The following is a 14,916-nucleotide window of genomic DNA, read 5'->3' as shown; positions in this document are numbered from 1 at the left end:
CGGTTTGGAAGACGGTTTCCGGCAGGCCCGTGCCGCGGGCAGTTGCACGAAGGGCTTTTCACCCGGCGTGTGCACGTCGGGCGCCCGCGCACCGCGCCCGCCCACGGCGCCCCCACCCGTCCGCGCTCCCCCGCGCACGCCGCCGTACGCGCGGCGCCGGACGCACCGCGCCCCCCGTACCGTCGGGTGCGGGGGGCGCGGGTGAGGGCGGGGCACGGGTCAGGAACGGTGCTTGCGGGTGAAGTTCCAGGCGTCCGTGATGATGCCGGTGAGGTCCGAGCGGGCCGGGGTCCAGCCGAGCCGCTCGTGGGCGGTGCGCGCGGAGGCGACGAGCACCGCCGGGTCGCCGGCCCGGCGCGGGGCGACGACCTCGGGGATCTCGGCGCCGGTGACCTTGCGGACCGTCTCGACGACCTCGCGGACCGAGAAGCCGTTGCCGTTGCCGAGGTTGCAGATCAGGTGCTCGCCCTCGGTGGCGGCCTCCAGGGCGGCCAGGTGGGCCTCCGCGAGGTCGGCGACGTGGATGTAGTCGCGTACGCAGGTGCCGTCCGGGGTCGGGTAGTCCTCGCCGAACACCGAGATCGAGGCCCGCTCGCCCAGGGCCACCTGGAGCACCAGCGGGATCAGGTGGGTCTCGGGGTCGTGCCGCTCGCCGAACTCGCCGTACGCGCCGGCCACGTTGAAGTAGCGCAGCGAGACCGCCGCGACGCCGTGCGCCGCGCACTCGCCGGCGATCATGTGGTCGACGGCGAGCTTCGAGGCGCCGTACGGGTTGGTGGGCTTGGTGACCGAGTCCTCGGTGAGCAGGCCCTCGGCGGGCTCTCCGTAGGTGGCGGCGGTGGAGGAGAACACCAGCTTGCGCACACCGTGCCCGCGCATCGCGGCCAGCAGGGCGAGCGTGCCGCCGACGTTGTTCTCCCAGTACTTGCCCGGGTTGGCGACGGACTCGCCGACCTGCGAGGACGCCGCGAAGTGCAGCACCCCGTCGTAGGAGGCGTCCAGGTACCGCTCGGCGTCCTGGATCCGGCCCTCGATGAAGGCGGCGCCCGCCGGGACTCCCTCGCGGAAGCCGGTCGAGAGGTCGTCGAGGACGGTGACCTCGTGCCCGGCCTCCAGGAGGTGCGCCGCGACGACGCTGCCGACGTATCCGGCGCCGCCGGTGACCATGTATTTGAAAGTCGCCGTTTCCGAAGCCGCCGTCTTGGAAGTCGCCGTCTCGCTCACTCGTCTACTGCCTCTCGCGGTGGGATGCACGCGGGCGCGTGCACATGCCGGTCACTGGCTTACCGGATTACGGCCCCACGGGGAAATCGGCGGCCGCCGCGGAAGGCCCCGCCCGGTCCAGCAGACCCGTCCGGGCGGCCAGCGCGGCCGCCTCCAGCCGGGAGCCGACGCCCAGCTTCATCAGCACCCGCTGCACGTGCGTACGGGCGGTGCTCGGCGCGATCTCCATGCCCGCCGCGATGAGCCGGGTGTCCTCGCCCTCGGCGACCCGGACCAGCACCTCCACCTCGCGCGGGGTGAGCAGCCGCAGCAGCCGGCTGCCCTCGTCGTCGGGCTGGACGGCGGGGTTGAGCAGCTCCGCGAAGGCCCCCTGGAGCAGCTGCGGGGAGATCGCGACCTCCCCCGCCCGGGCCTTGGCCAGCGCCCGCTCCACCCCTTCGATCCGCTCGTCGTGGCGTACGTACCCCGAGGCGCCGGCGGCGAAGGCGGCCGCGATCCCGCGCGGGCTCGGCACCGGGCCGAGCACGACCACGGCGATCTGCGGCCGTTCCCGCTTGATGCGGACGACCGGCTCGAAGACCCCCGGCTCGGCGGGCGTGGCGGTGCCCAGCAGGCAGACCTCCGGCGCCCGGCTGATGACCAGCTCGGCGGCGCCCGCGGCCGGGGCGGCCGCGGCCAGCACCCGGTGCCCGCGCAGCTTGAGGGCCGAGGCCAGCGCCTCGGCCAGCAGCCGGTGCTCGTCGAGCACCATGACCCGTACGCCCATCGCGCACCCACCCCCGACCCTTCTGACCCGGCAAGCTACACGCTTGTTCGACGGTGCGCGGCGGATACCGCGCAGAAGCCCCCGGAAGGCGGACCTTCCGGGGGCTTCTGCCCGCTGTGGTGAACGGCCGGGATCGGCCGGGGATCAGCTGGCGCTGAAGGAGACGAACAGGTACTCGGGGTCGCCCTTGTCGGAGTACGGCTTCCTGGCCGTCGTCCGGGAGATGAAGAGCTTGCCGTTGTGGTAGCGGTACTCGGAGTAGTCCGGCGAGAAACCGGTCTCGGCGGTGCGGCTGGCCTTCTCCGCCGGGTTCTCCATGAGGACGGTCTCCTTCATCGTCGTACCGTCGATGCTGACGACCTGGCCGCCCTTGTCGTACGGGGGCTCCTTGTACGCGATGATGCTCGACCCGTCCATGCGGAGCGGGAACATGGTGTACCGCTCGCCCGCGTCGGCGCGGTCGGTGGTCTGCTTGCCGGTCTCCAGGTCGAAGGAGACCAGCTCGTTGGTGCGGCCGACCTCCGCCTTGCCCTGGTGCTCGATCGACGGGAGGTAGACCTTGCCGTTGCCGACCACGAAGCCGGCGCACTTCTCGACTTCGGTGCCGCCGCACTTGCCGCCGAAGTTGCCGGAGGCGAGCGAGATGCGCGCCTTCAGCTCGCCCTTGGGGTCGACGACGAAGAGGTCGCTGACGCCGGTGGCGTTCTTGGCGGTCTTGCCGACGTCGGCGGCGACGATCAGGGGCTTGGTGGAGACGATGGACGCCCACTCGATGCCCGGCGAGAGCTTGTACGAGGACGTCTGCGCGCCGGTGGCCGGATCCAGGGTCTGCGCGTACAGCGACTGGTTGTCGCCGCGGCCGCACTTGCGGATCACGGCGAGGGCCTCGCCGCCGGCGTAACCGCTGTCGTAGCAGCCCTCGCCGTCGACCTTGGGCGTCCACAGGGACTTGCCGTCGGCGAGGTTCCAGGCGGCGCCGCCGCTGGTGCCGCCCGCGGCGACGGTCTGGCCGCTGAGGGTGACCTCGTAGTAGGAGGCGGGCTTGTCGCCGGTGGTGGCGCCCTTGGCGTTGCCGGACCAGACGAGCTTGCCGGCGTTCAGGTCGATCACGCCGACCTCGGTGCACGCCGGGTACTTGTTGTCGGGCGTGGGCTTGGTCGGCCGGAAGAGGACCGCCGTCTTGTTGTCGCTGACGTGCTTGGTGGCGCCGCAGAGCTCGCCCGGGAGCGGGATCTCCCACTTCTTTCCGCCGTCGACGGTGTTGTAGCCGACGACCTTCGCCACGTCCGACTTGATGTACGTCGAGTCGGTGAGCCAGGAGCCCGCGACGGTGACGACCTCTTCCGGAGTCGGGTTCGGCTGGTTGAACAGCGGCTTCGACTTCGTGTTGGCGGGCGCCTTCTCCGAACCGGGGGTGCCGGAGCCGGGCTTGTCGCCGCCGGTGGTGCCGTTCGCGGTGGGCTGCTTGTCGCTGCCGCCCTCATCGCCGGAGACGTACCAGAAGCCGCCCGCGATGATCAGGACGATGGCCAGCAGGGCCGCCCCGACGATCATCAGCTGGGTGCGCTTGTCGTTGCCGCCGCCGGCCGCGCCGGCCGGGGACGGGGGCTGGGCCGCGTACATCGGGGCCGTGGGCGCGCCGTAGGACGGCGGGGCTCCGGCCCCGGCGGGGGGCTGCTGCTGCGGGTAGCCGTATCCCTGCTGGGGATAGCCGTACGCCGGCTGCCCCTGCGCGGGTACACCGGGCGCCGCCGGCGCGGTCGGCGGTACGGACGGCTGCTGGGGTGCGGTCGGCGGCATCGGCGGCGGCTGCGGAGCGGCCGGCGGCACGGGCGGCGGCGCTCCGAAGCCCCCGGGTGCGGGCTCCTGCGGCGCTCCGAAGCCGCCGGCGGGCGGCTGGTTGGGGGGCGGCGGGGTACTCATCGCTTGCTACTGCCTCTCGTTGGGCGGCTCGGTGGATTCGCTGCTCGTCACTTGCCGAAGACCATCAGGAGCTTCTCGGCGGTGCCCTTGGCGAGGAGGCGGGACTGGGAGACGAAGAGCCGGCCGTCCGCGTAGTCGACGATCGGGGTGAAGAAGGAGCTCTCGATCGGAGCGGACGTACCCGACGGGTTGCGCAGCAGCGCCGTGGGCGTACCGCCGGCGGCCGGGATCGAGAGGACCTCGCCGCCCTGGTCGTCGGTGGCCTTGCGGTAGGCGATCAGCTGCCCGTTCGCGGCGCTCAGCGGGGTGATGGTGCGGCCGTCCCCGGCGGGGGTGCGCCACTTGACCTTGCCGGTGCCCAGGTCGAAGGCGACGATCTCGTTGGCCTTGCGGGACTCGGCGACGGTCGGCATGTAGAGGGTGTTGCCGTCCACGGCGGTGGTGGAGCAGACCTCGACGGAGCGGAAGAGGCCGTTGGTGCACTCGGTGGCGAAGCTGCCCTCGCCGCTGACGGTGGCCCGCTGCTTGCCGTCGGGTCCGAGGACCACGATGGCGCGCTCCTTCTTGTCCTGGTTGCCGATGTCGAGGACGAGGGGGTCCAGCGAGTAGACGGCTCCGACCTTGTACTTGGCCGGCAGTTTGAAGGTCCAGGTCTTCTTGCCGGTGGTCGGGTCGGCGTCCGAGACCTCGCTGGACAGGGCGTCGTCGTAGCAGGTCGAGATGGCGATCATCTTGCCCTTGTCCGCCACGTACGAGTCGGGCTTGCAGCCCTCGGCAGTGGCGCTGCCGAACAGCTTGTCGCCGGTGCTGACCTTGAAGGCGCTGGCGGTGCCGCTGCGGCTGACGGCGACGGTGTCGCCGGTGATGCCCAGGCTGGGGCTGGTCATGATGTCGAAGAGGCCCTCCTTGGGGACCTCCTTCGTCCAGCCTTCCTTGCCCGCCTTGAGGTCGACCTGCTTCATCTGGTTGCAGGTCGCGGAGTCGCCGTCGCCGTCCTTGAACATGACGACGGTCTTGGCCTCGGCGGTGGTCTGCTTGGTGACGGAGCAGATGGGAGCGGGGAAGGCGAGCGTCCACTTCTCCTTGCCGTCGGTGACCCCGTACGCGGTGAGGTTCTTCCAGACGCTCTTGACGACGGTGTCGCCGACGATCCACTGGCCGGCGGAGTCCACGCCCAGGCCGGGGCCGTCGACCTTGGCCATCTTGAGCCAGAGGGTCTTGTCCTCGCCCTGCTTGCGGCCGGCGTTGAGGTCCTCGGTGTCCTTGGCGCCGGTGCCGCTGCCGTCGCCCTTGTCCACGTCGGCGGAGGGCTTGCCGTCGGCCGGGGCGGAGCTCTGCGCGACGGGCTCCTTCGGGCCCCCGCCCCCGCTGCCGAAGAAGGCGAAGTAGCCGCCGGTGCCGAGGACGAGCACGCCTGCGACGGCCGCGGCGATGACGACGGCCGTCTTCTTCTTCGGCGGCTGGGGCGCGCCGCCGGCCTGGTGCATGCCGACGGTGGGCATGCCGGGGGGCGGCGGGAAGTGGCCCTGCTGCGGCATGGGCGGCATGGGCTGCATGGGCTGCGTCGGGGGCTGCTGCGCGTACGGGTTCTCACCCTGCTGCGGGTACCCGTACCCGGGCTGCGGCGGGCCGGGCAGGTGACCGTAACCGGAAGGTGTGGGCGGCTGGTTCGGCGGCTGGGGCGGCTCGGTCATCAGCGCATACCTTCGGCGTCGGGTGGCGTAGGGGGATGACCTTTCTATCACTGACAACACCCTTACATCGGGCCGGTCCAGCCCCTGTTCCCAAGGGAGGACCGGCCCGTGACAACGCCGTTATCCGGTCGGTTGGCGCCTTCGGCCGGCGGAATCTAGGCCTCCTCGGCCAGCTCCAGCCAGCGCATCTCCAATTCGTCCCGGTCCGCGATGAGTTCACGCAGCTCGGCGTCGAGCTTGGCCACCTTGTCGAAATCGGTGGCGTTCTCGGCGATCTGCGCGTGCAGGTTCGTCTCGCGGTCCGACATCTTGTTGAGCTGCCGCTCGATCTTCTGGAGCTCCTTCTTCGCCGCACGGGAGTCCCCGGAAGCAGACGACTTGGCGGCGGCCGGGGCGGGGGCCGGGGCGGCCGCCTCGATCATCCGCTGCCTGCGCTCCAGGTACTCGTCCAGGCCGCGCGGCAGCATCCGCAGGCTCGCGTCGCCCAGCAGGGCCATCACCGTGTCGGTGGTGCGCTCGATGAAGAACCGGTCGTGGGAGATGACGATCATCGAGCCCGGCCAGCCGTCGAGGAGGTCCTCCAGCTGGGTCAGGGTCTCGATGTCGAGGTCGTTGGTGGGCTCGTCGAGGAAGAGCACGTTGGGCTCGTCCATCAGGAGCCGCAGGATCTGCAGTCGGCGGCGCTCACCACCCGAGAGGTCGCCGACGGGCGTCCACTGCTTCTCCTTGGTGAAGCCGAACTGCTCGCACAGCTGACCGGCCGTCATCTCGCGGCCCTTGCCGAGGTCCACGCGGTCGCGGACCCGCTGCACGGCCTCCAGGACCCGCAGGGACGGGTCGAGTTCGCCGACCTCCTGGGAGAGGTACGCCAGCTTGACCGTCTTGCCGACGGTGACGGACCCGGCGGCCGGCTGCACGTCGCCCTGCGTACGGGCCGCCTCCGCGAGCGCGCGCAGCAGCGAGGTCTTGCCCGCGCCGTTGACGCCGACGAGGCCGATGCGGTCGCCGGGGCCCAGGTGCCAGGTGAGGTGCTTGAGCAGCACCTTCGGACCGGCCTGGACGCTGACGTTCTCCAGGTCGAACACGGTCTTGCCGAGGCGGGCGTTGGCGAAGCGCATCAGCTCGGACTTGTCGCGCGGCGGCGGGACGTCGGCGATGAGCTCGTTGGCGGCCTCGATGCGGTAGCGCGGCTTGGAGGTCCGGGCGGGGGCGCCGCGGCGCAGCCAGGCCAGCTCCTTGCGCATCAGGTTCTGCCGCTTGGACTCCTCGGTGGCGGCGATGCGCTCGCGCTCGGCGCGGGCGAAGACGTAGTCGCTGTAGCCGCCCTCGTACTCGTAGACGGAGCCGCGCTGGACGTCCCACATGCGGGTGCAGACCTGGTCGAGGAACCAGCGGTCGTGGGTGACGCAGACGAGCGCGGAGCGGCGCTCCTGGAGGTGCTTGGCCAGCCAGGAGATGCCCTCGACGTCGAGGTGGTTGGTGGGCTCGTCGAGGACGAGGAGGTCCTGGTCGGCGATGAGCAGCTGGGCGAGCGCGATGCGGCGCCGCTCGCCGCCGGAGAGCGGCCCGATGACGGTGTCGAGGCCCTGGTCGAAGCCGGGGAGGTCGAGGCCGCCGAAGAGTCCGGTGAGCACGTCGCGGATCTTGGAGTTGCCGGCCCACTCGTGGTCGGCCATGTCCCGGATGATCTCGTGGCGGATGGTCGCCGCGGGGTCGAGGGAGTCGTGCTGGGTGAGGACGCCCATGCGCAGGCCGCCGCTCTGGGTGACCCGGCCGGTGTCGGGCTCCTCCAGCTTGGCGAGCATGCGGATGAGGGTGGTCTTGCCGTCGCCGTTGCGGCCCACGACACCGATCCGGTCTCCCTCGGACACGCCGAGGGAGATGCCGTCGAGCAGGGCACGGGTTCCGTACACCTTGCCGACTGCCTCGACATTGACCAGATTGACGGCCATCAGACGCGCTCCAGGGAAGGGTGTGGATCAGCCCCTCAGCCTAACCCTCCGAACCGACGCCGGGCGCTCCACCAGGAGCCAGCCCCCCAGAGCCATGCCGATGGCGGCGGGCGCGGTCACCGGGAGGGCGATCAGGGTGGCGCTGTGGCCCTCCAGCAGGCCGCCGAGCCCGGTCATGGACAGGCCGAGGACGCCGAGCAGGCACAGGGTGATGCCGAGGGCGGCGCCGGGCCCGGATCCGGGGCGGACGCCGCCGCGGCCCGGCGCCTCGAAGCGGCGGAAGACGGCGACGAGCACGCCGGTCAGCGCGGCGGCGGCCGCGAGCCGGACGGGGACCTGGGCCCACCAGGCGGCGGTGGCGGGCTCGGGCAGGCTCAGGCCGAGGCCGAGCTGGGCGGCGTACACGGCGAGCATGGCGGTGAGGTGCCAGAGGAAGGCGGTCATGGCGATCCCGTTGGCGGCGACGACGAGGCGCCAGACGCGGGGCCGGGCGAGCAGGGCGGCGGCGGGCGCCTTGAGCAGCTCCACGGCTCCGACGAGCCACATCCCGTGCGCCAGCAGGGCGAGGGTGGGCGGGGCCATGTTGGACACCTTCTCGCCCGGCATCCCGACCATGGACAGCGGGTACGGGCCGTACGCGACGAGCAGTACGGCGCCGGTCAGCCCGGCGGCGGCGAGCAGCCCGGGCCGGGTGATCCGGCCGTCGGCGCGCAGGAAGCCGAGCTGGTGGACGGCGAGCCAGACGAAGGCGAAGTTCAGGAACTCGACGTACGGGACGGTGAGCGCGAAGCGCAGTGCGTCGACGGCGGCCGCGGACCCGGCCGCCAGGGCGAAGGCCCCCCAGCCCCACCGCTGGTGGAGCTTCAGCATGGCCGGGGTGAACGCGACCATGGCGAGGTAGATCCCGATGAACCACAGGGGCTGGGTGACCAGCCGCAGGGCGGCCCCGGTCAGCTTCCCCTGCCCGCCTCCGGCGAGTTGCACGGCGAGTGCCCCGGCGGTCCAGAGGAGGACGAAGACGAGGGTGGGCCGCAGCAGCCGCTGGAGCCGGGCCCGCAGGAAGGCGGCGTAGACGGGCCGCCCGTCGGCGCGCCGGGCCAGGGACCGGTACGACAGGGCGTGCGAGAACCCGCCGACGAAGAAGAACACCGGCATGATCTGCAGGGCCCAGGTGAGCACTTGGAGCGCGGGGACGAGGGCGAGCAGGTTGCCTATGCCCTCGCTGCTGACGGCGGCCATCAGCCAGTGCCCGAGGAGCACGGTCCCGAGCGAGGCGACCCGCAGCAGGTCGACGTACCGGTCCCGGCTGTCGGGGGTGGCCTCGGCGAGGTCCTTGACGGTGTGTGCGGCGTATCCCATGGGTGCACGTTCCCGCCCGGGGCCCGGGCGGGAACAGAGCGCGGATACTCACTTCGCCCTGGGTACCGGGGGACGTCAGGACGGAAGGACCGTGGCCCCCGGTGCCGGGCTGGTGGCCGTACGGGTCGTGCGGCAGGTGCCGGAGGCTTCGAGGGCCGCGGCCACCTTGAGCGCGGACTCCGGGTCGCGGACCAGGAAAGCCGTCGTCGGACCGGAGCCGGAGACCAGCGCCGCCAGCGCTCCGGCGGAGGTGCCCGCCTCCAGCGTCGCGGCCAGCTGCGGGCGCAGCGACAGCGCCGCCGGCTGCAGGTCGTTGGCCAGGGTCGCGCCGAGGGCGTCCGGGTCCCCCGAGGCGAGGGCGGCGAGCAGCGCCGGCGAGGCCTCCGGGACCGGCACGGTCCGACCCTCGGCCAGGCGGTCGAACTCGCGGAACACCGCCGGAGTCGACAGGCCGCCGTCGGCGACCGCGAACACCCAGTGGAAGGTGCCCGCCTCGACCGGGGTGAGGAGCTCCCCGCGCCCGGTGCCGAGAGCGGCCCCGCCGACCAGGCTGAACGGCACGTCGCTGCCGAGTTCCGCGCACATCTTCAGGAGCTCGGCGCGCGGAGTGCCCAGGCCCCACAGTGCGTCGCAGGCCAGCAGGGCGCCGGCGCCGTCGGCGCTGCCGCCCGCCATGCCGCCGGCCACCGGGATGTTCTTCGCGATGTGGAGGTGCACGGCGTCGGAGAGGCCGTGGCGGGCCGCGAGGACCTCCGCCGCCCGCGCCGCCAGGTTCGTACGGTCCAGCGGGACCTGGTCCGCGTCCGGACCGGCGCAGGTGACGGTGAGGGTGTCGGCCGGAGTGACCGTCACCTCGTCGTACAGCGACACCGCGAGGAAGACGTTGGCCAGGTCGTGGAACCCGTCCGCCCGGGCCGCGCCCACGGCGAGCTGCACGTTGACCTTTGCGGGGACCCGTACGGTCACGCTCTTCGGCTTGCTCACAGCGCGGGCCTCTCGGCGGCGGGCTTGTGCTCGGCGATCGCCGCGAACTCCTCCACCGTCAGGGACTCCCCGCGCGCCTGCGGGGACACCCCGGCGGCGACCAGCGCCTGCTCGGCGCGCGCCGCCGAGCCGGCCCAGCCGGCCAGTGCGGCGCGCAGCGTCTTGCGGCGCTGCGCGAAGGCGGCGTCGACGACGGCGAAGACCTCCGCCTTCGAGGCGGTCGTCTTGATCGGCTCGGCCCGCCGCACCAGCGAGACCAGGCCCGAGTCCACGTTCGGCGCGGGCCAGAACACGTTGCGGCCGATGGACCCCGCCCGCTTCACGTCCGCGTACCAGTTCGCCTTGACCGACGGCACCCCGTACACCTTGTTGCCCGGCTTGGCGGCCAGCCGGTCGGCGACCTCCGCCTGCACCATCACCAGCGTGCGCTCGATGGTCGGGAACCGGTCCAGCATGGTCAGCAGCACCGGCACGGCCACGTTGTACGGCAGGTTCGCGACGAGCGCGGTCGGCGCCGGCCCGGGCAGCTCCTCCACCAGCATCGCGTCGGAGTGCACCAGTGCGAAGCGGTCCTTGCGCTCCGGCATCCGCGCCTCGATGGTGGCGGGCAGCGCCGCGGCCAGGACGTCGTCGATCTCCACGGCGGTGACCCGGTCGGCGGCCTCCAGCAGCGCGAGCGTCAGCGACCCCAGCCCCGGCCCGACCTCGACGACGACGTCGTCGGGCCGCACTTCGGCGGTGCGCACGATGCGGCGCACCGTGTTGGCGTCGATGACGAAGTTCTGGCCCTTCTGCTTCGTCGGCCGTACGCCGAGTACGGCGGCCAGCTCACGGATGTCCGCCGGCCCGAGGAGGGCGTCGGAGGTCGTGCCGGTCGTGCTTTCGGGCTGCTGCTCTGCGGTGCTCACCGGTAAAGCCTACGGCCGCAGTGGGGCCACGGAGTCGCGCCCCGTTGTACGTAGAGCTTCTTCGCCCGGTACGTCTGTTCCTGGCCCGGGGCGTCCTGGGGGCGGCCGGAGCCGCCGAGGCTCTGCCACGTGCGGACGTCGAACTGGTACAGGCCGCCGTACGTGCCCGAGGCGTCGGTGGCCGAGGGACGGCCGCCTGACTCGCACTGGGCCAGAGCCGCCCAGTCGAGGCCGTCGGCCCCGGCCACGGAGGCCGGCAGCGGCCTCGTGCCGACCTTGACGAGCTGGGTGACGGGCTCGCGGACGGTCTCCTCGGCGACCATGCGGGGCTTCTGCTGGACCCCGTTGACCGTGCGCAGCACGTACGTGACCCGGCGCGCTCCGGGCCGGCCGGCCCGCTCGACGACTTCGGTGCCGGCGAACAGGCCGTCGTCCTCGGTCGTCTCGATCTCGTACGGGATGCGCTCCTCGCGGACCTCGCGGGTGCCGGTGATGCGGAGCACGGTGACGGTCTGGCCGTCGCGCGGGAAGGAGGCGGGCGGGACCGAGGTGGTGTCCTGGCCCTGGAGGGTGATCCCGGCCTGGCCGAGGGCCTCCTGGACGGTGGCGGCGTTGGTGCGGATGGTGCTCTCGCGGCCGTCCGCCATGAACGTCACGCTGCGTTCGGTGCGGACGGAAAGGGTGAGCCCGGCCCGGGGCACGGGGGCGGTGCGGGGGGCGGAGAGGTAGGCGCCCTCGACGCGGACGCCGAACTGGCGCAGCGCCCCCTCGACGGTGCCGGCGGTGGTCCACACCTGGCGGCGCTGTCCGTCGAGGGTCAGGCGCAGGGGGCGGCCGTAGCGGACGACGATCTCGTCGCCGTCACCGAGGGCCTCGGTGCGGGCGGGGGCCACGAGGTCGTGGGGGCCGACGCCGAGGCCCTCGGCGGCGAGGAGTTCGCCGACGTCGTCGGCGAAGGTGTGCAGGGTCCGGGGCTCTCCGTCCACGGTGAGCCGTACGGACTTGTCGGCGGCGACGAACGCCGTGGTGCCGCCGGCCAGGAAGGCGACGACCAGGGCCTGCGGGACGATCCGCCGCCAGCTGTCGCGGCCCGCGGCCGTTGCGGCGGGGGCGCTGCGGCGGCGCCGCCCCGTGGGGGCGGTGGTGAAGGGGGCGGAGGGGCCGGGGTCCGGGCTGCGGCGGCGGCCCGTGCCGGGGCCCGCTCCCGGTCCGGGGCCGGCGGGCGCCGCGAGGTCCGTGGCCCCGGCGGGCGCGCGGCGCCGTCCGGTCGGGGCCGGGAGCACGGCGGCGGCCTCGGCGCTCCTGCGGCGCCGGGCGGCCCGCCGGTCCCCCGTGCGCGGGGCGGGCACGACGGCGGGCTCGGGATCCGGGACGACGGCCTCGTTCCCGTACACCCCGGTGAAAGGACTCTCGCTCACGACGCTCGCTCCACTGGTCCGGCCCCATCGGTTCGGGCACGGCACCCTAGCGGACGTCCGTCACTCGCAAAAGTCGTATGACTACCCTGCGTGTCGGGCCTCGCGGGTCGGGCCGACGGCCCTGGGGGGTGTCTGGCCGGTCATGCCGGGCTCGCGGCGGCAAAACACCCCCTAGTAGTCGAAGGCGCGGGCCGTGTTCGCCGCCAGGGCGGTGGCCATCGCGTCCTCGCCGATCCCCCGCACGGCCGCCATCGCCCGTACGGTCAGCGGAATGAGGTACGGCGCGTTGGGCCGTCCGCGGTACGGCGCCGGGGTGAGGTACGGGGCGTCGGTCTCGACGAGCACCAGCTCAAGCGGGGCCGCGGCGAGGGCCTCGCGCAGCGGCGTGGCGTTCTTGAACGTCACGGTGCCGGCGAACGACATGTAGTACCCGGCGGCGGCGCACTCGCGCGCCATCTCGGCGTCTCCGGAGTAGCAGTGGAAGACGGTGCGCTCGGGCGCGCCCTCCTCGCGCAGGATGCGCAGGACGTCGGCGTGGGCCTCGCGGTCGTGGATGACCAGGGCCTTGCCCTGCCGCTTCGCGATCTCGATGTGGGCGCGGAAGGAACGCTCCTGCGCGGCCATTCCGTCGGGCCCGGTGCGGAAATAGTCCAGCCCGGTCTCGCCGACGGCCTTGACGTGCGCGAGCTTCGCGAGCTCCTCGATCTCGGCCAGCGCCTCGTCGAGCGCGGCTTCGCCGCCGCCGGCCCGCGCCCCCTGCCGGGACCATCCGTCGGGATCCCCCAGCACGATGCGGGGCGCTTCGTTCGGGTGAAGGGCCACGGCCGCGTGGACGTTGTCGTGGGCGGCGGCGGTCTCGGCCGCCCAGCGGGACCCCTTCACGTCGCAGCCGACCTGCACGACGGTGGTCACGCCGACCGAGGCGGCCTTGGCGAGGCCCTCCTCGACGGTGCCCCGCTGCATGTCCAGGTGGGTGTGGGAGTCCGCCACCGCCACCCGGAGGGGTTCCGGCAGCGGTGGCGGGGTGTCCTTGGAGGCGTCCTTGGCGGCAGTGCTCATGGGGCCGATCTTATGACCGGGTCCTCATGACCGGGCCCTCATGACCGGGCCCTCATGACCGGGTCCTCATGACCGGGCCCTCATGACCGGGTGCTCATGACCGGCGGAAGAGCCTCAGGAGCCGGGAGAACAGGCCCCCGCGCTCCCCGGCCCCGTCCGCCGGGACGGGCCCGGGGGCGTCGTGCAGCGGGGCCTTGCGCTGCTTCGGGGCCCGCGGGACGTTCGCGCCGGCCGGCACCGGGCCGGCGATCCCGGGCGAGATGCGGTGGTGGTAGAGCTTGTCGATCGTGCCGAGCACCGAGGACACCTGGCCTTCGCGCATGATCCGCACCACGTGCCCGCCGCAGTTGTGGCAGGTCGGGTTCGACAGCGGGGAAGGGACCCGCTCGCCCTGGACGGTGTAGATGATGAAGGGCTGGCCCTGGCCGTCGACGTGGTGCTCGATCTCGTAGCCCTGCTCCCAGGCGTAGCCGCACTTCATGCACGCGAAGGAGTACGCCTCGTGCACGGTGTGCACACCAGGCCTCGGCACGGAGACGGGTGCGGCCACTGCGGGCGCGGGTACGGGTACCGAGGTGTCTGCGATCTCACTCATGCCAGCTCCTCTTGTTCCACTGGTGCCATTGCCAGTGGACGCCTCTTCGGGCGGGAGCGCATCAGGCCCTGTCTACTGTTGGACCGTCTTTGGGCGACTCATGCCCCAAGACGCCCGGTGCGCGGTCTGAGCTTTGCTTTTCAGGTTAGCTCTTTACCGTCTTACAGCATCTTTTGAGCCGCATTCTTTGCCGCCACGACCGCGTCGAAGACCTCCCGCTTGGGTACTCCCGCCTCGGCCGCGACCGCCGCGATGGCTTCTTTTCGCCGCTCCCCGGCCTCCTCGCGCACACGCACCCTGCGCACCAGCTCCTCGGCGTCCACGTCGCCGGGCCGGGCCGCGGGTGCGCCCTCCACGACGACGGTGATCTCGCCGCGCACGCCCTCGGCGGCCCAGGCCGCCAGCTCGCCGAGCCCGCCGCGCTTGACCTCCTCGTACGTCTTGGTCAGCTCGCGGCACACCGCGGCCCGCCGGTCGGCGCCGAAGACCTCGGCCATCGCGGCGAGGGCGTCGTCGAGCCGGTGCGGGGCCTCGAAGTAGACGAGCGTGCGGCGCTCGCCCTCGACCTCGCGGAGCCGGGCGAGGCGCTCGCCCGCCTTGCGCGGCAGGAACCCCTCGAAGCAGAAGCGGTCCACCGGCAGTCCCGACAGGGCGAGCGCGGTGAGCACCGCGGACGGCCCGGGCACGGCGGTGACCTTGATGTCCTTCTCGACGGAGGCGGCGACCAGCCGGTAGCCGGGGTCGGAGACGGACGGCATGCCGGCGTCGGTCACCAGCAGCACCCGCTTGCCCTGCTCCAGCGCCTCGACCAGCTCCGGGGTGCGCGCCGATTCGTTGCCCTCGAAGTACGAGACGACGCGCCCGGTGGTGTGCACGCCGAGCCCCTGGGTCAGCCGGCGCAGCCGGCGGGTGTCCTCGGCGGCGACCACGTCTGCCCGCTCCAGCTCGGCCGCGAGCCGCGGCGGGGCGTCGGCGAGGTCGCCGATCGGGGTGCCGGCGAGCACGAGCACGCCCGCGGAGCCCGCCGCGCCTGC

Annotated in this window: 12 protein-coding genes; all 12 read right to left on the bottom strand. The window is 72.9% G+C overall.

Going from position 1 to position 14,916, the window contains the following annotated elements; genetic code table 11:
* Positions 1-219 precede the first annotated feature (219 nt).
* A complete protein-coding gene (galE, locus tag ACIBAD_RS26735) occupies positions 220-1,167 on the bottom strand; it encodes a UDP-glucose 4-epimerase GalE (protein WP_398908936.1) in 948 nt (315 codons plus the stop codon).
* 124 nt (positions 1,168-1,291) lie between these two features.
* Complete coding sequence (locus tag ACIBAD_RS26730; RefSeq protein WP_134073734.1) at positions 1,292-1,990, bottom strand: response regulator transcription factor; 699 nt, start codon at positions 1,988-1,990, stop codon at positions 1,292-1,294.
* A 144-nt stretch (positions 1,991-2,134) separates the two neighbouring features.
* The gene (locus ACIBAD_RS26725; protein ID WP_134073732.1) at positions 2,135-3,913 is read right to left on the bottom strand and encodes a PQQ-binding-like beta-propeller repeat protein; all 1,779 of its coding nucleotides are present in this window, start codon (positions 3,911-3,913) and stop codon (positions 2,135-2,137) included.
* Between the two features lie 47 nt (positions 3,914-3,960).
* A complete protein-coding gene (locus ACIBAD_RS26720; RefSeq protein ID WP_398908933.1) occupies positions 3,961-5,607 on the bottom strand; it encodes a PQQ-binding-like beta-propeller repeat protein in 1,647 nt (548 codons plus the stop codon).
* Between the two features lie 155 nt (positions 5,608-5,762).
* Entirely contained in the window at positions 5,763-7,559 is a 1,797-nt protein-coding gene (locus ACIBAD_RS26715; protein ID WP_134073728.1) for an ABC-F family ATP-binding cassette domain-containing protein, read from the bottom strand.
* Positions 7,560-7,586: 27 nt separating this feature from the next.
* Positions 7,587-8,918, bottom strand: a complete 1,332-nt coding sequence (locus ACIBAD_RS26710) for an acyltransferase (RefSeq protein ID WP_398908931.1) — start codon at positions 8,916-8,918, stop codon at positions 7,587-7,589.
* A 75-nt stretch (positions 8,919-8,993) separates the two neighbouring features.
* Positions 8,994-9,902, bottom strand: coding sequence for a 4-(cytidine 5'-diphospho)-2-C-methyl-D-erythritol kinase (locus ACIBAD_RS26705; RefSeq protein ID WP_398908929.1), 909 nt, complete (start codon positions 9,900-9,902; stop codon positions 8,994-8,996).
* Positions 9,899-10,810 (bottom strand): 16S rRNA (adenine(1518)-N(6)/adenine(1519)-N(6))-dimethyltransferase RsmA, encoded by a 912-nt coding sequence (gene rsmA, locus ACIBAD_RS26700; RefSeq protein WP_134073721.1) that lies wholly within the window; start codon positions 10,808-10,810, stop codon positions 9,899-9,901. The genes ACIBAD_RS26705 and rsmA overlap by 4 nt, the downstream gene beginning before the upstream one ends.
* Positions 10,807-12,228 (bottom strand): ubiquitin-like domain-containing protein, encoded by a 1,422-nt coding sequence (locus tag ACIBAD_RS26695; RefSeq protein ID WP_398908927.1) that lies wholly within the window; start codon positions 12,226-12,228, stop codon positions 10,807-10,809. The genes rsmA and ACIBAD_RS26695 overlap by 4 nt, the downstream gene beginning before the upstream one ends.
* Before the next feature lie 171 nt (positions 12,229-12,399).
* Complete coding sequence (locus ACIBAD_RS26690; protein ID WP_134073719.1) at positions 12,400-13,287, bottom strand: TatD family hydrolase; 888 nt, start codon at positions 13,285-13,287, stop codon at positions 12,400-12,402.
* Between the two features lie 94 nt (positions 13,288-13,381).
* Entirely contained in the window at positions 13,382-13,882 is a 501-nt protein-coding gene (locus ACIBAD_RS26685; RefSeq protein ID WP_398908925.1) for a hypothetical protein, read from the bottom strand.
* 161 nt (positions 13,883-14,043) lie between these two features.
* Positions 14,044-14,892 (bottom strand): 16S rRNA (cytidine(1402)-2'-O)-methyltransferase, encoded by an 849-nt coding sequence (gene rsmI, locus ACIBAD_RS26680; RefSeq protein WP_208329111.1) that lies wholly within the window; start codon positions 14,890-14,892, stop codon positions 14,044-14,046.
* Positions 14,893-14,916 lie beyond the last annotated feature (24 nt).

The sequence above is a fragment of the Streptomyces sp. NPDC051109 genome, from assembly GCF_044455885.1.
Classification (GTDB): domain Bacteria; phylum Actinomycetota; class Actinomycetes; order Streptomycetales; family Streptomycetaceae; genus Streptomyces.
The sequence above is the reverse complement of the archived record's forward strand: the minus strand, read 5'-3'. Positions and strand labels throughout refer to the sequence as shown.

Excerpts from the sequence above, each read along its gene's own strand:
- galE (WP_398908936.1), bottom strand. The coding sequence starts at position 1,167 with ATGGTCACCGGCGGCGCCGGATACGTCGGCAGCGTCGTCGCGGCGCAC.
- ACIBAD_RS26730 (WP_134073734.1), bottom strand. The coding sequence starts at position 1,990 with ATGGGCGTACGGGTCATGGTGCTCGACGAGCACCGGCTGCTGGCCGAG.
- ACIBAD_RS26725 (WP_134073732.1), bottom strand. The coding sequence starts at position 3,913 with ATGAGTACCCCGCCGCCCCCCAACCAGCCGCCCGCCGGCGGCTTCGGA.
- ACIBAD_RS26720 (WP_398908933.1), bottom strand. The coding sequence starts at position 5,607 with ATGACCGAGCCGCCCCAGCCGCCGAACCAGCCGCCCACACCTTCCGGT.
- ACIBAD_RS26715 (WP_134073728.1), bottom strand. The coding sequence starts at position 7,559 with ATGGCCGTCAATCTGGTCAATGTCGAGGCAGTCGGCAAGGTGTACGGA.
- ACIBAD_RS26710 (WP_398908931.1), bottom strand. The coding sequence starts at position 8,918 with ATGGGATACGCCGCACACACCGTCAAGGACCTCGCCGAGGCCACCCCC.
- ACIBAD_RS26690 (WP_134073719.1), bottom strand. The coding sequence starts at position 13,287 with ATGAGCACTGCCGCCAAGGACGCCTCCAAGGACACCCCGCCACCGCTG.
- ACIBAD_RS26685 (WP_398908925.1), bottom strand. The coding sequence starts at position 13,882 with ATGAGTGAGATCGCAGACACCTCGGTACCCGTACCCGCGCCCGCAGTG.